A 21,097-nucleotide genomic window follows, 5' to 3' on the forward strand; every position below is an offset into this window, starting at 1 on the left:
AAAATCACGACCTAACGCTGAATATGGAGTTATAAATTGCGAGATTTGTAATAGGGTTGCTCTCAAATATGAAATAGCAACCCCATAGTAATTAGAAAATTAGTGATCGTGACCGTGTTCAGCGTGGATCTCAAATTTCAATTCAAGAACATTCTCACCGGCAAATAGTGTTGCATAATTATCCTTGTTCCAATCTGTACGCGTAACCGTAGCTTTCAATCCTGTATTTAGCTTTCTCAATACATATTTCACGTTTTTCGTAGCGCCCTCGTTATCGTGACCAATTGTGAAATAGCTCAAGATTCCAGTGGTCTCGAATTGACCGTTTACATCAGTTCCGTCGCCATATTTTAAATCACGTGGTTGAAAAATAGCACCGCTCTCATCGTCCGTGTCCGGATTTAATATAAAATTACCCCCTACCAAAAAAGCTTTGTAATTATCGGCTACCGCTTTGCTGGCAATAAAGTCATTCTGCACTTCTTTTCCATTATAATCCCATGCTTTCAGTTCGATTTTGTAAACCGCCTCCGCTTCCAGATGCAAGTGGCCGCCAGACGTAGCATCACCATTTTCATCAAACTTGATCGTTACGGACTCCCCCTCTACACCAGCGGCAAGACCGTGGAAATGGTCGCCATGCGGATAAACTGCCTCACCGCTCACTTCTGTCAATATGAGCTCTGAGCGCTCAATACCTTCTTTTATCGGATCGCTGTCGTCATCTTTGTTACAAGAAGAAAGCGAGAACATCGTAAATCCAACCAATGCTAATGCGACTAAGAATTTGTTTTGTTTTTGTGTAATCATGATATATAAATTTATAGTTTAATGTTTCTGGTTGTTATTTTCTTAATTCGAGATTGACCAATTTTTCGTAAACACCTCCCGTTCTATCCTCTACCGTAAACGAAAATTTGTAATTTCCGGCGGGCATATCCGCTGGTAGGTCTACATGTTGGTGAAAAAAATCGTTTCTTGAACCGGCTATCGCACCGAAATAATTAGTACTCTCGTCAAAAAGCGTCGTAGCTGTATACGGATTGGAGGCAACATCCTGCACAATCTTCACTTTGATACTTTTCAACCGGTTTATCACACAATAAACGGTACCTTGGATATGTAGGTCTTTGCCGATATAACCGATCCGATCCGTACGCTCTCCGGTGCCGTGTCCGCTCCCCACTTCAAAGTCCTCAACAAAGGGTGTATTTTTCACTTGGATCTCGCGGGTGATGTTAACCTCATTGCCATCGGCATCCGTTATAATAAGAGAAACCAAATAATCGCCAACAACGGCTCCTATCGGGATATCAACTGCTGCCGACAATTTACCTGTAGATTTATTAAACGAGTTAGTGATGTCACGTTCCTCCAGCTCCGTTCCATTTTCGCTGCCTTGCTGCGCAGCCTTAAATTTAATTGAGCTGATTTCCTTTTGCGATTGGATATCTGCAGCAATGTATAACTTACTAAACGCATTGGCGATGCCATCGTTACGATCATCTTTGGATCCTACCTGAAGTCCCTCTAACTTAGCCCCTTTTCGATCAAGAACCAGTTCAGCTTCTGCGGTAGTGGTCTGTCCCTGCTGATCCGTAACGGTAAGATGAAGATGATATTCGCCCAGTGGTGCATCCACCGGAATATCAATATGCTCGTGAAAATCAAGATTTTTCACATTCACGTACTTGCCATCCGTATAAGCTTTCCCAAACGAAAAATCACCACCCTCCTCTTGATGAATTTGTATCTCTATTTGTTGTATCAAGGCTTCCGACAGAATGGTACCCTCAATATGCAGATCACCGCCAACAAAACCGATTTTACTATTCTGAAGTCCGACCTCGGTTAATTCGACCACAGGTGCAGCAAATACAGGCTCAGGATCATCGTTTTTACAGGATAAAAATATCAGAAAGAAGCTTACGACTAACGATGGGTAGAACAATACTCTATTCTTTTTCATTGTATGTAGATTTAAAGATGAAATAATTGTTATTCACTAAAAGCAGTTTGTTACACGATTTTAATACTGAGCCCTCTCATGGCGCTCCAGCCTTCCTCATCGGTCACCATAATCATAAAATGGTAGTCACCCGGGTCCACATCCGCCGGTACATCAATCTGGATATCCGTCTCATAAATTGTTTGCGCCCCCGCTATAGCATATGATTTGATGAATAAAAAAGGATTCACAGGCACTTTGACCGGCTCTAGCCCGCAGTCATTTACTTCCGTACTGTGTGTGTGGTGATCAAAATTGTGGTGTATATCCACGCTCACAGCTCCAAGACGCACGTTATCTGATAGTTTCGCCTTAAAGGTGAACGTTTCTCCCCGCTTCACCGTACTACATTGCACCGGAAATGCATCGGCAGCACTGATATCGATAACCGGCGGCTCATCGTCAATAGTCTCTGCATCTTTACTGCATGCACCGAACAACAAGAGGATTATAGCAAAAAAGCCAAAGAAGGCATTGCCTTTAACGGATAAATTTGCAGTTTTCAATTTCATATATTTCATTTTTTTCGATTTTTAGCATATTATTAAACACTAATTTTAAATCAGATTAAAAGGCACTTTCAGCGACAGCACAATGTTGCGACCGGCCTCGGGTAGTTCAATCAATCTATAAAAACTGGTATGATCGAGGTACTTTTTGTTCAATAGATTCTGGGCCTGTATACTTACCTGAGCCGTATGTCCGCCCATCCGGAGATAAAACCCAGCCTGCAGGTTAACGACGCTATACCCTTCTGTTTTCTTCTCGGGTGGCACAATATTGTTTTGCGTGCCTTTTATCAAATAGTCGACCGAAAGGTAACTTCCGTCTAGACCCGGCGAGCCCGAAGGCGTCCAGGACAGGTTCAGTAGTACCGAAGGCGGCGGCGAAAAGGGTAACGTAAACCCTTTCTTGCTACCCGAAAGTTGACGGGCATGGAGGTATTCGCCCAAAACCTCCGTACTCATATCCCGCCAAAAATTATATTTTATCTGCAGTTCACCGCCATAGCGCGCTACGCTACTTTCCGCATACTGAAAAACCTGGTTACCCGCACCGTAGAAATGATCGAAACGCGCCGTTGGATTCAAAAAGATGTAATTTGTAAAATAGTTATAAAAAGGACTTACCTGCACCGACCAGCGCTCCCTACTCCAGCCTAGCCCCAGGTCTACCTGATACGATTCCTCCGGCGAAAGCGTCGCATCTCCCTGTTCATAGGCGAAGTAATGGTAATTCACCCCACTGGCAGCCAACTCCTTCGCGATCGGGACGCGAAAACTTTTACCCATATTCAGCTTAACCGTAAAATCATCCGGATTGTAGTTTACACCGGCGGACCAGACCAAACTGTTAAACCTTCGGGTCATATCCTCCGCGCGGAGCAGACGTTCCGGATCCGTATTTTCGCCCGTCTCCGACGGAAACCAATCCCGATATTCAAATGCATTCAGACGGGTATAGTCGTACCGCAGGGCGCCGTGCAAAATCAGGTTGTCGCGCAACGTATATTTATCATAAACAAACAGACCAAAGGTGCTTTGATTAAATTCAGGAACTAAAAATCCCCAACCACCGATCGTGTTTTGTTGGTATTCGGTATTTGCCCCCACGGTCCAACGATGTTTACCCAGGATGAAACTATCCTTTACATTCAACGCGTACACTTCTTTTTCGTATTGCCGTTCCAAGATAGGAGAAGTAGACATCGTGTCGGGATAGGTTGGCGGCATATAGCCGTGGTTAACGTATTGACTGTGCTCCTGCCGAAAGTTATGCTGAAAGCCAAAGTTCATCGCTATATCATGTATACCCATCTGGTAGCTCGTCTGGTTCGTAAGTTTAAGATGTCGTACCTGTTGGTTGGGCAAGAGTATATCACGCGATGACTTATCGTGCAGCCCGGTATCTACGCGGCGCGGTTCCAGCCCATGCGCATTCGCAAAGAATCCACTTTTGTTGAACGTGCTACTTAAAGACAGCACCGAACGAAACCGATCGTCCTGAAAGCCTGCATTGAAGTGGTAATTCAGTTCCCGTCCGGCAGTATTCCGTACCTGTTGCTTATGCAGCGGCACTGCGTAACTGTAAACATATACCGAATCCGTCGGCGTACGGTAATCTCCATAATTCAGGGACGTTAAGCGGGCATTGTACAACCATTTACCCGTTTCGCCACCGAGATTGACCGAGCCACCGTATAGGTTGCTATTGCTCTTGCCAATCATATTTACCGATCCAGCCAATCGTTCACCCTGTGGCAGCAACTCCGGCTTAACGTCTATAACGCCGCCTATGGCGTCCGATCCGTACATAAAAGAGGCAGCACCTTTTATGACCTCAATTTCGCCCGCAGCAAACTGATCGATTTCCAGACCGTGGTCTACCCCCCACTGTTGCCCCTCGTGCTTAAGTCCGTGCTCAAACACGACGACCCTATTAAATCCCATTCCCCGAATCAACGGCTTCGATTGCCCAGAACCAATTCCGATGGTACTTATTCCCGGGAGGCGTTCCAGAGATTTCATAAGGCTTCCGCCGAGATATTTTTGTACATACTGGTGGTTTACGATATCGAGGTTCAAGGACTCCTCTCTTTTCCGCTTAGGTATACCATCTTCAATCAGCACTTCCTCAATGTGCTGCACCGAAGCTTCCATGACAATCCTAATTGAGATAGCCTGATCCTTTACCTGCAACTTAATCTGCTGGTCTTTAAAACCCACCGAACGCGCTGTGAGCAGGTATTTCTCCGGTGGCAACCTTTCGAAAAGAAACGATCCATCGGCTTTTGATTTCCCAACCTGCCCCAAAGAATCCATTACCAACAGCACACCAGCTAAAGTCCGACCTGTCACATCCGTAACAGTCCCACTAACCGCATAGCCTTGGGCATATAGACTTCGAGAGCTGCAGGTCAGCATTAGCAGAAAAAATAGCTTTAGTGTAAATATCTCTCTCATAGATTGCAAATGCAATTAAGTTGCAAACATACAAATTGGAAATTTTAAATGCAATTAAATTGCATTTAAAATTTTCTAACTCCACGGATTTTTATTAGGGCCGATACGTTTATTTTTTACTATTTTTATCCATTCATCTTCGGTATACTAGCTTGGTACAAACGCCTGGCTTAGCTACGGTATATTTTAAAATTTGCAATAAAATGAAGAAAATTCTTGTTCTGATGTTTCACCCCCGGTTAGAATCCAGCATCGTGAATGTGTTTTTACAGCAGGGACTGATCAATCATCCATCACTTAAGATAAAGGATATGTATGAGCTGTATCCCGATTTTAATATTGATATTAAAAGAGAACAGCAAGATTTATTGGAAGCAGATCTCATTATCATGCAGCATCCTTTTTTCTGGTATGCCGCCCCTCCTTTGGTTAAGCAATGGATCGATCTGGTGCTAGAGCACAATTGGGCATATGGACGAACCGGAGACAAGCTCGCCGGTAAGAAAATACTCCATATCATCAGCAGCGGGGGCACATTTGAAGCCTACCGCAGTGCCGGAAAAAATCAATATACATATTTAGAACTTTTACGTCCCTTTGAGCTAACCTACAAGCTGTGCCAGATGCAGCAGCTACCCCCGTACATCATTCCCGGTGCCAACAAGTTAAGTACAAGTGTACTTGAACACCACTCCCTTCAGATCAATACGCTTATTGCATCTCTTATAGAACACGATCTAAACTTCACTATCCCTGAACACACCGAATATTTAAACGATACAACAATACACTATGGCAGCTGATTTATTCCAAAACGCACTTATTTATCTCGGAACTGCCATTGTGTGCGTCCCTATCTCGAAAAAACTTGGTATAGGCAGTGTCTTAGGTTACCTCATCGGAGGTATCTTAGTCGGTCCATTTGTATTGGGCTTAATTGGTACTGATGGGCACGATGTGATGCATACGGCCGAGTTTGGGGTAGTGATGATGCTCTTCGTGATCGGGTTGGAGCTGAATCCGGCCCAATTTTGGAAAATGAAAACAAAAATAGTGGGACTCGGCGGGCTTCAGATGCTGCTTACCGGGTTATTACTTTTTCCACTACTTTATTTCGTGCTGTCCTTCTCCCTCAATGCGTCTTTGGCACTCGCCATGACATTTGCCATGTCGTCGACAGCCATCGTGTTGCAAACGCTGAAGGAAAAAAACCTCGACAAAACACCAGCCGGTCAAAATGCATTTTCTGTATTGCTTTTCCAGGATATTGCCGTCATTCCGATCCTTGCGGTACTCCCTTTGCTGGCGCTACAATCTGTTTCCGACAGTCAAGAACACCATCAATTACCCGGTTTTCTATCGGTTATGGAAGATTATCCAAGCCTATTATTACTCCTCGCAGTTGGCTTTGTGTTTGTACTCAGTAAATACCTCCTTCCTATTTTTCTTAGGTTAATTGCCAAAGTGCAGATGCACGAACTCTTTACTGCAGCGGCCTTATTTTTTGTAATCGGCATTGCCTGGCTGATGGAAGCCGTAGGTATCAGTGCGGCCCTCGGTGCTTTTATGGCCGGGGTTTTATTAGCCAATAGCGAGTTCAGGCATGAGCTGGAAGCTGATATCAATCCCTTCAAAGGCTTACTGCTGGGTATTTTCTTTACCGCCGTCGGATCTACCATCAACTTTGATATTATCGCGGCCGATCCCCTAAAAGTTTCCGCCATTGTCTTCTCACTCCTATTCGTAAAATGGATAGTCCTGTTTGTTATTGGAAAAAAATTCAAGTTAGCATCCGACCAGAATATCCTATTTGCATTCTTGCTCTGCCAAGTGGGCGAATTTGCGTTTGTATTATTAAGCTCCATTGGCCAAATCGGCATCGTTCCGAAAGACGATCTAGATCTGTTTATGGCGGTCGTGACGATCAGTATGATGGTTTCTCCATTGCTACTGTTCATAAACGAGAAGTTCATCGCGCCCAAGATCGGTGTTACCGAAAAAAATACGGAAAAATCCTACGACGAAATTGAAGCACATCACGAGGTCATTCTGATCGGTTTTGGACATTTTGGAAGTACACTCGGACGGTTTTTGCGGGCTAACCATATACAGGCTACCATTATCGATAGCGATAGCGATCGCGTAAACTTACTTCGAAAGATGGGATTCAACGTATTTTATGGCGACGGTACCCGACTTGATCTATTGGAATCAGCCGGAGCAAGGGATGCAAAAATACTGATTTCCGCCCTCGACAATCCACACACCAATATGGAGCTTTTCGACATGCTTCCAAAGCATTTCCCACACCTGAAGCTCTTTGTACGCGCCAAAAACCGAAACGATGCATATGAGTTGATGGATAAAGGGATCGACCACATCTTCCGGGAATCGCTGTTAGACTCCGTATATATGGGCGTGGATGTACTATCCGAGTTGGGTTTACGAAAATATACCCTGCACCGCAAAGCGCAGGATTTTATAGTATACGATAATGAAGCCATGAAAAAGCTTGCGGAGCACCGGACGAGTAAAGAATATCTGGGTAACTTTCGGGAAGAAATCGAACTGCAGGAACGCTTGCTCCAAGAAGATAGCGTATTCATTGCCGAGTCGGAGGAGGATAACGCCTGGGATTCTTCCGTTCGGGAGAGCTAGCATAGTTGATCCCGTGTGTTTCAGCGATGTAGATACACGGGAGCAATGTCGTCTGAAAGACATGATACGATCCGGTATTTGCAAATTTTTAAAAAATAAGATAGATTTACAAAAAATTAATCATTTGGTAACAAAGTAGTAGCCGTGCGAGAGAGAGGTACCTATAGCGATGATGTACAGTTAGTTTTACGGATTAATGCCGGTGACCACCGGGCTTTTGATGAATTGTTCAGTCGTTATAAAGAAGTCCTCTACCGCCACGCGTATCGTATGATTCCAGATGTGGAGGTCTGCAACGACATTATACAAGATGTATTCCTGACCATCTGGACCAAACATAAGACCTGGCATATCAAAACCTCTGCAATTTCATACCTTTATCAAGCGGTACGCAACAAGGTACTTGATCACATCAGCCACGAAAAAGTAATTGACAAATATTTAGGCGAATTGACCGATTTCGAACGAAATGGACAGTGTTACACCGAAGAATCGGTACTCGAACGCGAACTTTTAGCTTTGATCGAAGAAAATAAATCTAATTTACCCCCTCGTACGCGCGAAATTTTCGAAATGAACCGCGAACAACAGCTAAGTTACCGCGAAATCGGCGAAAAACTATCTATTTCGGAGACAACTGCAAAGAAACAGGTACATAATGCACTCCGTTACCTCCGCACAAAGCTTACTACACTCCTATTTTCTATACTTTTTTTACTTTTTTCGTTTTTATAGTACTCCCTTTTCCTAGGTTGCCCGTCTCTTCTATAACTGACCGTCGTAAATATGGGGCCAGTACCTGATAATGATGAACAAACTAGACACTAAAAAGATCCTGCAAAAGCACAATGCAGGCGAAAAATTAAGCAGGCAGGAGATACTGTGGCTGGATAGCTTTTATCTACATAAAGCCAAACAGTCTAAGCACAAGATATCCGATTCTGATCTGGCGAACAATCTCGCGCAGGTGGAATCTATGCTCCCACAAAAAAGTCAGCGTGCTCGTATCCTGCGTAATGTTGCTGCGATTGCTGCTTTATTCATATGCACAATAGGCGTCTACTCCTATTTTACACACCGGCCGTTTGATGCGGGTCATGAAATTAACTTAGCCGCTGGACAACAACGTCAGCTTACGCTCCCAGATGGCACTAAGGTTACCTTAAATGCATCAAGTACCCTTAATTATCCCCGCACATTTAAAGACGCAGCGACACGGGAAGTAACACTGGTAGGAGAAGCCTACTTTGATGTCGCGAAGGATAAAAATAAGCCCTTTCTTGTCCATACAGATCGTATGGAAATCCGTGTACACGGTACCGCTTTTAATGTGCGGGATTATAAGGAGGATGATATTGCGGAAACCGCACTGGTGCACGGTAAGATAGAAATATGGAAAACGGGCGAGAAACAAAACACCTATTTTCTAGAACCCCGTGAAAAATTTACACTTACCGCTAAGGCAACGGTGTCGACTCCCAAAAAGGCGGTAGCCGTCAACACGGCCAAATTAGTGACAAAGCAGCCGGAAATCACCATACAGCCCTTTGAAATTTCCGAAACCGACGGAAGTGCGTTGGAAACAGAATGGACATTAAACCGAATCACGATTCATGAAGAATCACTCCAGCAGATCGCGTTACGCTTACAGCGGATGTACGGTGTGCATATCAAGATCGCAGATCCCACCATCGGACAGAAATTGTACTCCGCAACGTTCGAAAATGAGACCATCGATAATATACTCAGGGGGCTTAGTGTAGTATCACCTTTCCAGATAAAAAAGGATAGCGCCGGAAACATCGAAATTTTTTAAATAAAAACAATATCCATATATAATTAACTCCATTTATGAATAAATTCTTACCACACATCAGCAGAGAAGCTCGGCTGGCTATTTTTTTAGCATGTTTGAGCACAACCCACATCCATGGGGCTGCCTATTCGCAGTCCGAAAAGATCGACGTATCGATCAAACGTGGCCGACTGGAGGATGTATTCAAATCCATTGATGCAAAGAGTAGTTACAAAATATTTTACAGCAGGGGCATGCTACCCAAGTCCGAGGTTAACCTGCAGGGCACCGATATCAGCGTAAAAGATGTTCTAGATCAGTCGCTGCGCGGTAGCAACCTCACGTGGGAACTATTGGATAACAATATTATTGCGATCAAAGAAAAACCCGCGAAGCAACAAGCTAAACAACAATTGAGGGCCAGTGGTCAAGTGCTAAGCGCAAATGGCACACCATTGGCTGGGGTGACCATCCTGATCAAAGAGTGGAAAAACGCCGATTTTCGAAATCTGCAGACAAACACCGCTTCCGACGAAAATGGTATATGGGGTCTGAACTTACCCGCCGACAATTTAACCCTGGTATTCTCCTTTATAGGCTATCAGACAGTTGAAATGCCGGCAAAGCGCTTTATTGAAAACCGCGAGCCGCTTCGTTTGCAGCCAGAGACCGGGGGACTCGAAGAAGTTGTGGTTATTGGCTACGGCACTACGACTAAACGGATGAATACGGGATCGGTAGCCTCCATTACGGCGAAGGATATCGAAACACAGCCCGTGGGCAATCCGCTAGCCGCACTATCGGGCAGGCTTTCGGGGGTACTGATCGCGCAAAATAATGGTGTACCGGGTAGCGCGGTACAGATTCAGGTCCGTAACCAGGCTTCCTTAAGTCCAACGTCGTCCGGCTCCATTCCACTTTACGTGATCGATGGTGTGCCGTTTACCAATTTTAATGGGGGCCAGCCCGCTACAGACAACCTTAATTCCTTCGGCATATCGGGCTCCTCGGGTGGGTTAAGTCCGTTTGCAATGATAAATCCTTCAGACATTGAACGTATAGACGTATTAAAGGATGCTGATGCGACCGCAATTTATGGTAGTCGGGGTGCAAATGGCGTTGTATTGATTACGACAAAAAAGGGACAGTCTGGACGTACCCGCATTGGGGTAAACGTCAACACGGGTTACACCGAGGTAAATCGCTTTATACCCATGCTTGGGCTGGAAGATTATTTGACCCTTCGTAAAGAAGCATTCGCGAATGATGGCGTAACACCATCAGTTGCTAACGCACCTGATTTAACGTTATGGGATCAAACACAATCGACCGACTGGCAAGAGTTCTTGATCGGAAACCGGGGACATATCACAGACGTACAGGCCAATATGTCCGGCGGAAATAATAACACACGTTTTTTCTTTAACTCGGGCTATAGACGGGAGAGCACGGTATTCGTGGGCGACAGTCAGAATGCCCGGTTTACCTCGAGGTTAAACTTAGATCACACGACCTCCGACGGCAAGTTCAACATCGCTATTTCAGCAAGTTATGCAAACGACGAATCGGATATGCCGAGCTCCGATATCACCTCGCTATATAACCTACCGCCGAACTTCCCACTCTATGATGATAACGGCGCACTATACTGGTTAACGGGATCTTCTTTCAACAACCCCCTAGCCGTGATCAAGCGAAAATATATTGGCACCACAAATAACCTAATTTCCGGAGCCAACTTAAGCTACAAGATTTTACCGGGTTTAACCGCAAAGGCCAACTTTGGCTATACTACAACCCAGCTGCATCAGAATAGCCAGACACCGGCTTCGAGTTTGAACCCAGCCAACAATCCGTTGAGTTCAGCATCTTTTTCCAACACAAAGTCACAAAACTGGATCATTGAGCCTACAGTAGATTATGTCGCGACCTTGGGCGAAGGCCAATTAACCGCGTTAATCGGAACGAGTTTCCAACAAAATTCGTCGGCTACACAAACGACATATGCATCTAATTTCCCGAACGAAGCTTTACTTGGTTCGCTAAGTGCCGCCGGAAACTATACGGCGAGTAATAATATTGTATATTATAAGTACAATGCGGTGTTCGGGAAATTGAATTACGACTGGAAACAAAAATATCTTTTCAACGGAACATTCCGCCGCGATGGATCGTCTCGATTTGGAGCAAATAACCGCTTTGGAAACTTTGGCGCTGTCGGTTTAGGCTGGATTTTCACGAATGAAGACTTTTTCGAAGACCGTAAGCGCATACTCAGTTTTGGTAAGATACGGGGTAGCTTCGGCTCGACCGGTAATGACCAAATCTCAAACTACATTCATCTTTCCCTACTAAGCTCAACAACAGCGTATCTAGGAAACCCGTCAATGAGTCTTTTTACGCTTGCAAATCCTAATATCCAATGGGAGACGACGAAAAAAATGGAATTCGCCTTAGATCTGGGCTTTCTACGCGACCGGATTTTGTTTACGGCAAATTATTTCCGGAACCGCTCCGGCAATCAGCTGTCGTATGCTAATTTGCCAACGCAGGTTGGCTATAATAGCTACACGGCAAACGTTCCTGCGCTCATCCAAAACACAGGTTTAGAATTGGAGCTCAGTTCAACAAACATCGAAAACGAGAATTTCTCATGGAAGACGTCGACAAACTTTACATTCTATAAAAATAAACTACTTGAATTCGACGGCATAGAAAACACATTTTATGCAAGTAGTTTTATAGTCGGCGAACCCACAAATTTAGTACGTTTATACAACTATTTAGGCGTTGATGAAGCTACAGGACAAGCAACCTATGAAGATCGGGATGGCAACGGCACCATCAATCTTGATGATCGCTACGTAGCCGACTTAGGTACACCTTTTTATGGCGGGTTCAACAATACATTTTCGTATAAAGGGCTTGAATTGGGCGTATTCTTCCAGTTCAACCATCGCTTTGGTGTGACCAAGATTTTGAATACGCGTCCGGGTGCATTTGTCAACCAGAACGATTACTGGCTAGGCCGCTGGACAGATGCCAATCCGAACTCTGAAATCCCTGCTGCGACAACCACGGCTGGAAACCCACTTTATACATCGTACAATCAATTTACAAGTTCTAATGCGGTATACGGAGATGCATCCTATATCAAGCTGCGATCGGTCAATTTGACGTATAAGTTACCGACTCAATGGACATCGCGCGCAAAAATGTCCAACTGCAGTATCTTTGTGCAGGGACAAAACTTATTTACCTGGGCCAAAAATCCGTATGTACTGGATACAGAAACGACCATTCAGGGCGGGCCTCCGGGACTAGGTACGGGCACACTAAGCCAAGTTCTTCCGCCATTGCGTACCATTGTCTTCGGGATAAACTGTCAATTTTAATGAACAACGAAATGAAAAGATTTTTAAATAACATCATACCACTATCTGTAATTATGGGAGGCTCGCTTCTCACTTCCTGTGCTAAATTTGTAGAACTGGGCGCTCCTCCTACGCAGATTGAATATCAAGACGGCTTTTTAACAGATGCCAGTGCCCAGAGTGTCATATTGGGATTATATGTATCAGCGACTGGAACTGCAACCAATGCAAATCTATCCAGCATGACGTCTCTCTATACCGGCTTAGCTGCTGACGACCTTCAATATAACGGCGCCGATGCACTGTTGGTCGAGTTTTATACGAATGGTCTGCTAAGTACCAACGGTCTTGTCAACAATATATGGGGCAACCTATATCAATTGATAAAGAACACAAACAATGCAGTAGCTGCCTTAGAAGCATCCAATTCGCTCACGCCAGCTATCAAGGATCAACTAATCGGTGAGGCAAAGTTTATACGCGCATACACCTATTTATATCTTGTTAACCTTTACGGCGACGTCCCATTATACACCGCCGACGATAGCGGGGTATTTGAGAGTGCCGTGCTACCGCGTACATCCACCGATCGCGTCTATGAACAAATCCTCAGCGATCTACAAGATGCGGAGACTAAACTGGGCGTTGCCTATCAAGGTACATTCCGGGGTAGAGTAAATAAACATGCCGCCAGCGCACTTTTAGCACGTGCATACCTTTACCGCAAAGACTATGTCAATGCGGAGCTATATGCCAGCAAAGTATTGGCAGCGACAGATCTGTACAGTATGCCGGCACCATCCACAAGTTTTACCAACACCAGCGGAGAAATCATTTTTCAACTGGCCAATATCAATGGGGTAACGACGTTTGCAGCAAATTATAATGCTGTGGGAGCAACGACCATTCCGGCGTATACTTTACCCGACAGGCATTACCAGACTTTTGAAACGACGCCCGAAGAAGACCTGCGAAAACTTAATTGGGTAACACCTAAAACTGTTGGTGATAAGGTGTATTACACTATTACCAAATACAAATCTACTAGCCCGGCAATCGGCAATGAGTATCACGTCGTATTGCGTCTTGCCGAGCAGTACCTTATCCGAGCCGAAGCAAGAGCAAACCGGGATAATCTTGAAGGTGCAAAAGCAGATATCGATGCCGTGCGTTCACGCGCCGGAATTGAAGGCATAAGCAGCGACTTAACGGAGACGCAAATGCTGACCGCTATTGAAACGGAGCGTCTTCACGAGCTTTTCGGTGAGTACGGCCATAGATGGTTTGACTTAAAACGGACGGACCGCGCAACAGCTGTATTAGCGCCGGTAAAGGCGAACTGGCAGACTACGGATGTGCTATTTCCTATACCGAGTGCACAACGGCTGGCTAATAACCGCCTGACACAGAATTTAGGTTATGAGGATTAAATAACACGTACAAAAAAATTGTAAAGATATGAAAAACACACTAATTTTCGCCCTTACGCTATCTGCCACCGTGAGTTACGGTCAGCAAAAGCCAGCCGATCGGTATCAGCAATACCTTCCGATTATCACTGAGGGCTCTGCAGCACAAAAGGACTCCTTAGCTACTGCCTTGGTGGGTGAAGCCAAGAGCTATAAAACGGAGGCCGACTACCGGTCGACCCTAAATATACTCCGCAATTTGGAACAGGATGCAAAAACGCAGGAACTGGAAAAAGTTGCCGTCAAGAAATTTCCGAAAGGTGCCATCACACGCGATGCGTTTATCCAGAACACCTATTACAAAGCCGAAACGACAGCCGAAAAAGAAAAGGCCTATAAAGAACTGCTAAAAAAATGGCCGGTTAAAAACTTCCCCGACGAAGCGCTTACCTACGACTATGCCGTTGCAGCACTGGCGCAAAGTTTCGCTAAAGACGGCGACGCAGCAAAAGCCATACAGTACCTCGAAACCATGCAGGAACGGTTTTGGCGTGGAAATGGATACCTGCCTGTTGGAAAGACGTTATTGGCTCAGGGCGACACCACGAATGCCACTCCCCTGTTGAAGATCGCTATGGATGATGCCTATTACTATATATCCTTACCAGAGGAACAGAAAGACAATAAAGCGAAGTTCGCCGCCATGGGTTATGCCAGTGCCATGTCGGCATACGTGGATATCCTGGTAAACAGAGGGCAATATGAGCAGGCCGTGGAGCAGATCGAAAAGGCACTGGTGGTGGCCCCGCAGCAAGCGGACGCCCTATCCACGGTGTATTATAAATCATTAATCGGCCTGGATCGTAAACTGGAAGCGTACAATATCCTTACGCGGCTCTACGCAAAAGGTCAATTTAATGTAGAAGACCAGCTGAAGAAACTTTACGCCGATCTCAACGGATCCATGACGGGCTACGAGCGGTTCAACGCGAATCTCAAAGAAGAGCTGACACAATCCATCCGCACGCATATCAAAGAAATGGAAACGTTTAAACCTGCCCCTGCCTTCGAGCTACTGAACCTGAAAGGTGAAAAGGTTTCCCTGGCCAGCCTCAAAGGGAAGATCGTAGTATTGGATTTCTGGGCAACCTGGTGCCAGCCTTGTATCCGCTCGTTCCCGGGCATGCAGGCTGCACAAGCATCCTACGCGGCAGATCCGGATGTAGAGTTCCTATTTATCAATACCTGGGAGCGTGACAAAGATTATAAAACGAAAGTTCCTGCCTTTATCGAAAAGAATAATTATCCTTTCGAAGTATTATACGATGACCAGAAAGACCGGGAATCCGGCCAAAACATGGCGGCACAATACGGTGTGCAAGGTATTCCGGCCAAATTCATCATCGACAAGGAAGGTAATATCCGTTATTTTCTAACGGGGTCTTCGCCCAATGTAGACTACATCAAAATGGAAATGTATGAACTGATCGAATCGGCAAAAAAACCACATAAAGGTTAAATACAGTACTAAAGGTTTTTTAATAACACAACAAGGGGGAAAGTTCTGCGATGAACTATCCCCCTTGTTGTTTAATGGAATGCAGTATGTTAACGCGCCCGGTAACGGTAACCCAGGTAAGCGATCAGCAGCAATACGGCCAGCATCCATGGCCAATGCGATAGGTTGGAAACCCATTTGCGCCAGGTCCAGGCCGTCGATTGAACCTGCGTTTCTGTCAGGGCATCCACGACACCGACCCGATGGCTGTAAGTACTGCCACGCGATCGTCCGTCTTGATACTGCACCCAGCCGTTGTACGCCGATAGGCCGCTATCGGGATGGAAATAAAAGACACTGTCGGCGTAGAATGACCACATTCTCCGTGCGCTATCCGTTACTTGTTGCTGTCTGTCTTCGGCAGTCCACCATGTCGATTCCGAAAGCGCGGCGTTGGTCTGCTCCCGCTGTACAGTTGTTTTTTGCATTCCGCAGCTGGCTACCAGCCACAGAAATACCAGAAGGTAGGTGCACTTCATTTAGTTGAGGTTTTGATTTTCTGTTATCCAATCCGCAAGAGCATAAATAGTAGACAGGTGCCTCCGCCTCGATTCCACCCGGTTGTTGCTGTTTCCTTCAATCGTGATTAGGTATTTATTATCCCGCTCCTTGATCAATCCGACGTGGTTGATGCGTTTTGCACTGCTGCTATAAATGCCAAATACATCTGCAATTGCAAATTCGCGTATTTGCAAATTCGCAAACTTTCCCCGTTTCCAGTACGTCCGTGCATTCGGAAATAAGGCCGGGCTCCAGGGATTTCGAGGCTGCGTAAGCCCCGCCTGCCCATAGCACCAACTCACAAATGCCGCACACCATTGATGACCCTTGCCAAGATTTGTATACCTTAGGTATTGTTCGACGCGCTTGCCATCGTTATTTCCCGTCGCTTCCTTGATTCCGAGTTCTGCTGTAGCGATGGTCGTGATCTGTTGGCGGATAGATCCCTCTGTTCCGCTCCGCTCCAATCGGGATGACGTGTGGACGTTGAATAGCAGACCCGACCCAGAAAGCACGTCATAGCGATGAATGTAATGAGGAAGCAATCTTTCTGGCAAAAGCTCAGATTGCCGCGTCGCTATGCTCCTCGCAACGACGTGCTTTTGATTTACATCGCTATCGCCAACGCCCACAAAAGGGCATAAACAAGCAAAAAGAAAACCGAAAAATAAAGAATACAAAGTTGCCATGACGTCAATTGATTAAAGTGATTACCTAAATGTTTACGAAAAGTCTTAAACGGCTGCCAGAGCAGTTCCTGCAGCCAGATGCTACAGAAGATAGCGAGCAGACCGCTAATCAAGCCCAGTATCAAAACCGATAAAATACCGATATCGAGTATCCCCGCAGCCGGGTCGATAAGCTGCAGGACCGTCCCTGCAAATACAAAAAGTGTGAGCAGCCATAAAAGCACGATACCCAATTTTTGTTTTATTCCGATTTCCCCGAGCATATCCTGGATAAGCCATGGGGTATTAGTTTGTAGTGTTGTCATTTTTTAGAAATAGATTTGAGATGTTAGATATTGAACCGTGCATGTATTTGCCCGTTTGCTTCACAGAATATAGCACAAATGGTGGCCCTCTAGGGGGTATGTCTATCGTTTTCATACCCGAAGATGGGGAGTATAAGAAGGGGATACGAAAATTTGATCAAGATTGACCAAGATTAACCCGGAGCTGATCAAGATTGATCAAGTTACCCCATAAATGCGCAATTGTATCGATTTTCCGTACACGGTTTGTGCTGCACGGGTTTGGGTTAGCTACTATCCGGATTGAGTTAGCTGCTATCTAGATTGGGTTCAGGGTTAACCATAACCGGTCGAGTGCCAACCGGGCTAGATAAGCTACTATCCGCGCTCAGTTCAGCGCTAACTATATCCAGTCGAGTGTCCACCGGATCGGGTGCGTTGTTAATCGAATTGGGTGAAGCGCCAACTATAAGCAGCTGATTGCCATCTAGATTGGCTGAGCTACTATCTGGAATGGGTCCAGAGTTAACCATAACCGGTCGAGTGCCAACCGGGCTAGGTGAGCTACTATCCGCGCTCAGTTCAGTGCGAACTATATCCATTAGAGTGCCCACCAAATTGTCTAAGCTGCTATCCGTACCAAGTCCAGCACAAACCATAGCCGGTCGAGTGCTAGCCCAACAGGGTAAGCTACCTACCGAATTGGATCAAGCGCTAACCCTAGCCAGTCGAGTGCGACCTCAACTAGTCGAACAGCTAGCCAGGTCCGGTTCAGTACTAAACCAACCCGGTCTAACTGCCTATTTAGTAAACTTATACAACAAAACTTTCATGATCCATTGAATCACCAACAGGCATAAAAGTTCTTGATGGCCTTTGAGAATAGACACTTCATGGTGTTCCTCTTCACTCAAGAGATGATCATCCTATTAACCAGAGGTATAACCTCCTTGCCAATTATTTCGATCGCATTTAATAGCTGCTCATGGCTAAGTCCTGCATTATCCATTTGGAAGGTAAAGCGGTCGATACCTCCCAACGCCTCACTATGTCTTAGTAATTTTTCCGCCACCTGTTCAGGGCCGCCTACTACCAGCACACCTTTAGGAGCAATCGAGGCTTCAAACTGAGCTTTGGTTACCGGAGGCCATCCACGTTCTTTACCTGCCTTGGTCCACAGTTCAGCATAACCTGGATAATAGTCTGCGATAGCTTGTCCCGTGGTTTTCGCTACGTAACCTGGAGAATGCAAGCCTACTTTTAACTGGTCGGAGGTAAAACCAGCGTCCTTTCCAGCTTTTCTGTATAAATCAATTAATGGTCGAAAACGAGCTGTCTCGCCCCCAATAATGGCTACCATTAATGGCAATCCTAAGGCCCCTGCCCTAACGAATGATTCTGGAGTTCCTCCAACACCAAGCCAAACGGGTAGTTTTGACTGGGTTGATCTGGGATAAATTGGTTGATTTTTTATTGCTGGTCTAAATTTCCCAGACCATGTAATGAATTCATTTTCACGTATTTTCAAAAGAAGTTCCAACTTTTCTTTGAACAATGCATCATAATCATTCAATTCAAATCCAAACAGCGGATACGATTCTATTGCAGACCCTCTTCCAACAACTAGTTCTGCCCGACCCTTGGATATTAAATCTAGGGTAGCAAAATTTTGGTAAACCCTTACGGGGTCTGAGGTACTCAATACGGTCACTGCACTCGTCAAGCGAATATTTTTCGTTTTTGCGGCCGCTGCAGCAAGAATTACCGCCGGAGCGGAATCCAGAAACTCTTTCTTATGATGTTCGCCGATGCCATAAATGGCTAGTCCTGCCTCATCAGCTTGCACAATTCTTTCTAATAATTGCTCCATAGCGTCGACACTGTTCAGTGTTCTGCTTCCGTACATCGCGGAAGCGAAACTATCAATTCCTATTTCCATTTTTTTGTTTTTTTTTAAGAAGACCCTATGTGTTATTGCATTAATACTATAGTTATTTTTAAACTATTGATTTAATCTTTTTTCCCAATCCACCCTAAATGCGTATTCTTAAAATTATCGTTAAATTTTAGTCCATAGCCAAAAATCCGGTCCATTGCGGAATGCCCAAATAAAATTACTCCTGTCAAGGTGATTAACGGATTGCTTAAGCTAAATCCTAAAATTAAAATAGAAATAGCTACCAGTTTATGATGAAATAAATTATAAGACCAAGCACCTATTCTGGAACTTACCAGATAACCAATCATTGACAAATCCGGCAATAGGAGGCAGGCAGGAAATATCCACCAAGCATAATCTAACTGATTAAATAAAAGTACTGATAGCAGAAACTGCCCTACTTCTTCTAATTTTAAAAGGTTATTCATCCTGTTCATCATAGCGGTAAATATGTTATTCTTAAATTCCAAATTTCATTTATCGTTGTCAATATGGCTGGTGATCGTCACACTATTTAAAATTATGAAAGCGCATTGGGCGGTGGGCCTCCAGCAGGTCTGCCTTTATCTTCAGGAAGGGGCACAAATTCTTCATTATCCATCGGAGGTAAAATTATACGGCCTTGTTTCCAGTCTTCTTTAGCTTGTTCAATCCTCTCCTTTCTACTGGAAACGAAGTTCCACCAAATGTATCGATCTCCCAGGTGTTCCCCGCCAAGCATCATCAAAGTAGTCGGTTCTTTTGCGATAATCAACGGATCCACTCCTTTTGTAAATACCATCAGCTGTCCAGGTCTATACGTAAACCCGTTTACATCAACACTGCCCTTAACAATGTAGGCACCTCTTTCGCTGTGCCCGACAGGCAGCCCAAAATGTACGCCTTGTTCCAAAACGACATGCACGTAGAATAAAGGAGAATGTGTTTTTACATTACTTTTCAATCCGTAGGCTTCTCCTGCAATCAACCGCATCCAGACACCTGTATCTGTAAAAATAGGTAATTGTTCCGGCTTATAGTTTTCAAAAGATGGATCACTTTCTTCGTCTTTTTCAGGAAGTGCTACCCATGTCTGTATCATTTCCAGTTCGCCACCTGCCAACATAGCCGGATCTTCGAATCGTTCGCTATGTGTAATACCTTTGCCGGCCGTCATCCAGTTTACCTCGCCCGGTTTTATTACCTGCTCTACTCCAAGGCTATCCCTATGGGTTACATTACCACTAAACAAATAACTGACTGTAGATAAACCAATATGCGGATGTGGCAATACATCGAGATTGTCGGCAGCTGCTATCGGTATATTTACAGGACCTCCATGATCCATAAAAATGAAGGGGCCTATCATTCTCTTAAGCCTATAAGGAAGGATACGTTTAACTGTGAAACCTGCGGAAAGCTCAGCTTGTCTGGCTTCTATTATAATATCAAGCATAACAATAAATTTTTTAAGGTTGCTATATTAAAGTTAATAGGCTAGCTTATCATTTCAAAACAGTTATGAACTATACTTTCAAAAAAGCACCTATTTATGTCATTTTCTTTAACCATACAGCTGCATATTCTTCTGGGTGGCGTTTGAATTGCGCAAGAAACTCTCCATATACTTATTAGGTTCTATTTTTTATACTCAATGCTCCGGACGGGCATTTTGCAACCTGAGCGATAAGTTCTTGTGTAGTTGCATTCTCAATTTTTATCCAAGGGCGGTCTTTCGGATTATATACTTTCGATAAAGACTTAACACAAACCGCTGCATGGATGCATAATTTTGGTTTCCAAAGAACGGTAATTTCTCCGTTGGGATATTCATGCTCTTCCATAATATTATTGTTTTTTGATTTTAGCTGATCCCTACAATCGTTATATCCGAGATTATGGTTCAACCACCACTTGCACCCGGCTGTCCTTAAAGGTCT

General features: G+C 44.7%; 19 protein-coding genes. 7 read left to right on the forward strand and 12 right to left on the reverse strand.

The window, feature by feature from the left end; all coding sequences use genetic code 11:
• Positions 1 to 99: 99 nt before the first annotated feature.
• The 4 genes from FAZ15_RS17080 to FAZ15_RS17095 form a co-directional block, all read right to left on the reverse strand.
• Positions 100 to 810 (reverse strand): hypothetical protein, encoded by a 711-nt coding sequence (locus FAZ15_RS17080; protein ID WP_136902529.1) that lies wholly within the window; start codon positions 808 to 810, stop codon positions 100 to 102.
• 34 nt (positions 811 to 844) lie between these two features.
• Positions 845 to 1,969, reverse strand: a complete 1,125-nt coding sequence (locus FAZ15_RS17085) for a DUF4625 domain-containing protein (RefSeq protein ID WP_136902530.1) — start codon at positions 1,967 to 1,969, stop codon at positions 845 to 847.
• Between the two features lie 50 nt (positions 1,970 to 2,019).
• Complete coding sequence (locus FAZ15_RS17090; protein WP_238387294.1) at positions 2,020 to 2,451, reverse strand: DUF4625 domain-containing protein; 432 nt, start codon at positions 2,449 to 2,451, stop codon at positions 2,020 to 2,022.
• 114 nt (positions 2,452 to 2,565) lie between these two features.
• Positions 2,566 to 4,971, reverse strand: coding sequence for a TonB-dependent receptor (locus FAZ15_RS17095; protein ID WP_136902532.1), 2,406 nt, complete (start codon positions 4,969 to 4,971; stop codon positions 2,566 to 2,568).
• 203 nt (positions 4,972 to 5,174) lie between these two features.
• On the opposite strand from FAZ15_RS17095, the gene FAZ15_RS17100 reads away from it, so the two are divergent.
• The 7 genes from FAZ15_RS17100 to FAZ15_RS17130 all read left to right on the forward strand — a co-directional run bounded on the left by FAZ15_RS17100 (position 5,175) and on the right by FAZ15_RS17130 (position 15,726).
• Positions 5,175 to 5,774, forward strand: coding sequence for an NAD(P)H-dependent oxidoreductase (locus FAZ15_RS17100; protein ID WP_136902533.1), 600 nt, complete (start codon positions 5,175 to 5,177; stop codon positions 5,772 to 5,774).
• Complete coding sequence (locus FAZ15_RS17105; protein WP_136902534.1) at positions 5,764 to 7,629, forward strand: monovalent cation:proton antiporter-2 (CPA2) family protein; 1,866 nt, start codon at positions 5,764 to 5,766, stop codon at positions 7,627 to 7,629. The genes FAZ15_RS17100 and FAZ15_RS17105 overlap by 11 nt, the downstream gene beginning before the upstream one ends.
• Before the next feature lie 144 nt (positions 7,630 to 7,773).
• On the forward strand, positions 7,774 to 8,364 hold the full coding sequence (locus FAZ15_RS17110; protein WP_136821146.1) for an RNA polymerase sigma factor: 591 nt from the start codon (positions 7,774 to 7,776) through the stop codon (positions 8,362 to 8,364).
• A gap of 70 nt (positions 8,365 to 8,434) precedes the next feature.
• Complete coding sequence (locus tag FAZ15_RS17115; RefSeq protein WP_136902535.1) at positions 8,435 to 9,445, forward strand: FecR family protein; 1,011 nt, start codon at positions 8,435 to 8,437, stop codon at positions 9,443 to 9,445.
• A 35-nt stretch (positions 9,446 to 9,480) separates the two neighbouring features.
• On the forward strand, positions 9,481 to 12,819 hold the full coding sequence (locus tag FAZ15_RS17120; protein WP_136902536.1) for a SusC/RagA family TonB-linked outer membrane protein: 3,339 nt from the start codon (positions 9,481 to 9,483) through the stop codon (positions 12,817 to 12,819).
• An 11-nt stretch (positions 12,820 to 12,830) separates the two neighbouring features.
• Entirely contained in the window at positions 12,831 to 14,228 is a 1,398-nt protein-coding gene (locus tag FAZ15_RS17125; RefSeq protein ID WP_162304989.1) for a RagB/SusD family nutrient uptake outer membrane protein, read from the forward strand.
• A gap of 28 nt (positions 14,229 to 14,256) precedes the next feature.
• Positions 14,257 to 15,726, forward strand: coding sequence for a redoxin domain-containing protein (locus FAZ15_RS17130; protein WP_136902538.1), 1,470 nt, complete (start codon positions 14,257 to 14,259; stop codon positions 15,724 to 15,726).
• A gap of 89 nt (positions 15,727 to 15,815) precedes the next feature.
• Here FAZ15_RS17130 and FAZ15_RS17135 read toward each other — a convergent pair whose 3' ends face one another.
• The 8 genes from FAZ15_RS17135 to FAZ15_RS17170 all read right to left on the reverse strand — a co-directional run bounded on the left by FAZ15_RS17135 (position 15,816) and on the right by FAZ15_RS17170 (position 21,001).
• Positions 15,816 to 16,244, reverse strand: a complete 429-nt coding sequence (locus FAZ15_RS17135; RefSeq protein WP_136902539.1) for a hypothetical protein — start codon at positions 16,242 to 16,244, stop codon at positions 15,816 to 15,818.
• Positions 16,245 to 16,955, reverse strand: a complete 711-nt coding sequence (locus FAZ15_RS22905; RefSeq protein ID WP_238387295.1) for a CHAP domain-containing protein — start codon at positions 16,953 to 16,955, stop codon at positions 16,245 to 16,247.
• The gene (locus FAZ15_RS17145) at positions 16,874 to 17,260 is read right to left on the reverse strand and encodes a hypothetical protein (RefSeq protein WP_136902540.1); all 387 of its coding nucleotides are present in this window, start codon (positions 17,258 to 17,260) and stop codon (positions 16,874 to 16,876) included. Before FAZ15_RS17145 ends, FAZ15_RS22905 begins: the two co-directional genes overlap by 82 nt.
• Positions 17,261 to 17,547: 287 nt before the next feature.
• Positions 17,548 to 17,841, reverse strand: coding sequence for a hypothetical protein (locus tag FAZ15_RS17150; protein ID WP_136902541.1), 294 nt, complete (start codon positions 17,839 to 17,841; stop codon positions 17,548 to 17,550).
• Between the two features lie 308 nt (positions 17,842 to 18,149).
• Positions 18,150 to 19,178, reverse strand: coding sequence for an Atu2307/SP_0267 family LLM class monooxygenase (locus tag FAZ15_RS17155; protein WP_136902542.1), 1,029 nt, complete (start codon positions 19,176 to 19,178; stop codon positions 18,150 to 18,152).
• Between the two features lie 71 nt (positions 19,179 to 19,249).
• On the reverse strand, positions 19,250 to 19,606 hold the full coding sequence (locus FAZ15_RS17160) for a DUF4260 domain-containing protein (RefSeq protein WP_136902543.1): 357 nt from the start codon (positions 19,604 to 19,606) through the stop codon (positions 19,250 to 19,252).
• Between the two features lie 92 nt (positions 19,607 to 19,698).
• Positions 19,699 to 20,613: a pirin family protein gene (locus tag FAZ15_RS17165; RefSeq protein ID WP_136902544.1), complete on the reverse strand. Its 915-nt coding sequence runs from the start codon at positions 20,611 to 20,613 to the stop codon at positions 19,699 to 19,701.
• Between the two features lie 175 nt (positions 20,614 to 20,788).
• Positions 20,789 to 21,001, reverse strand: a complete 213-nt coding sequence (locus tag FAZ15_RS17170; protein WP_136902545.1) for a (4Fe-4S)-binding protein — start codon at positions 20,999 to 21,001, stop codon at positions 20,789 to 20,791.
• Between the last annotated feature and the right edge of the window lie 96 nt (positions 21,002 to 21,097).

Source organism: Sphingobacterium olei, from assembly GCF_005048855.1.
GTDB classification, from domain to species: domain Bacteria; phylum Bacteroidota; class Bacteroidia; order Sphingobacteriales; family Sphingobacteriaceae; genus Sphingobacterium; species Sphingobacterium olei.

Bases quoted from the DNA above. Each gene is read 5' to 3' on its own strand.
- FAZ15_RS17080 (WP_136902529.1), bottom strand. From the start codon at position 810: ATGATTACACAAAAACAAAACAAATTCTTAGTCGCATTAGCATTGGTT.
- FAZ15_RS17085 (WP_136902530.1), bottom strand. From the start codon at position 1,969: ATGAAAAAGAATAGAGTATTGTTCTACCCATCGTTAGTCGTAAGCTTC.
- FAZ15_RS17095 (WP_136902532.1), bottom strand. From the start codon at position 4,971: ATGAGAGAGATATTTACACTAAAGCTATTTTTTCTGCTAATGCTGACC.
- FAZ15_RS17100 (WP_136902533.1), top strand. From the start codon at position 5,175: ATGAAGAAAATTCTTGTTCTGATGTTTCACCCCCGGTTAGAATCCAGC.
- FAZ15_RS17105 (WP_136902534.1), top strand. From the start codon at position 5,764: ATGGCAGCTGATTTATTCCAAAACGCACTTATTTATCTCGGAACTGCC.
- FAZ15_RS17115 (WP_136902535.1), top strand. From the start codon at position 8,435: ATGATGAACAAACTAGACACTAAAAAGATCCTGCAAAAGCACAATGCA.
- FAZ15_RS17120 (WP_136902536.1), top strand. From the start codon at position 9,481: ATGAATAAATTCTTACCACACATCAGCAGAGAAGCTCGGCTGGCTATT.
- FAZ15_RS17125 (WP_162304989.1), top strand. From the start codon at position 12,831: ATGAAAAGATTTTTAAATAACATCATACCACTATCTGTAATTATGGGA.
- FAZ15_RS17130 (WP_136902538.1), top strand. From the start codon at position 14,257: ATGAAAAACACACTAATTTTCGCCCTTACGCTATCTGCCACCGTGAGT.
- FAZ15_RS17135 (WP_136902539.1), bottom strand. From the start codon at position 16,244: ATGAAGTGCACCTACCTTCTGGTATTTCTGTGGCTGGTAGCCAGCTGC.
- FAZ15_RS22905 (WP_238387295.1), bottom strand. From the start codon at position 16,955: ATGGCAACTTTGTATTCTTTATTTTTCGGTTTTCTTTTTGCTTGTTTA.
- FAZ15_RS17145 (WP_136902540.1), bottom strand. From the start codon at position 17,260: ATGACAACACTACAAACTAATACCCCATGGCTTATCCAGGATATGCTC.
- FAZ15_RS17150 (WP_136902541.1), bottom strand. From the start codon at position 17,841: ATGGATATAGTTCGCACTGAACTGAGCGCGGATAGTAGCTCACCTAGC.
- FAZ15_RS17155 (WP_136902542.1), bottom strand. From the start codon at position 19,178: ATGGAAATAGGAATTGATAGTTTCGCTTCCGCGATGTACGGAAGCAGA.
- FAZ15_RS17160 (WP_136902543.1), bottom strand. From the start codon at position 19,606: ATGAATAACCTTTTAAAATTAGAAGAAGTAGGGCAGTTTCTGCTATCA.
- FAZ15_RS17165 (WP_136902544.1), bottom strand. From the start codon at position 20,613: ATGCTTGATATTATAATAGAAGCCAGACAAGCTGAGCTTTCCGCAGGT.
- FAZ15_RS17170 (WP_136902545.1), bottom strand. From the start codon at position 21,001: ATGGAAGAGCATGAATATCCCAACGGAGAAATTACCGTTCTTTGGAAA.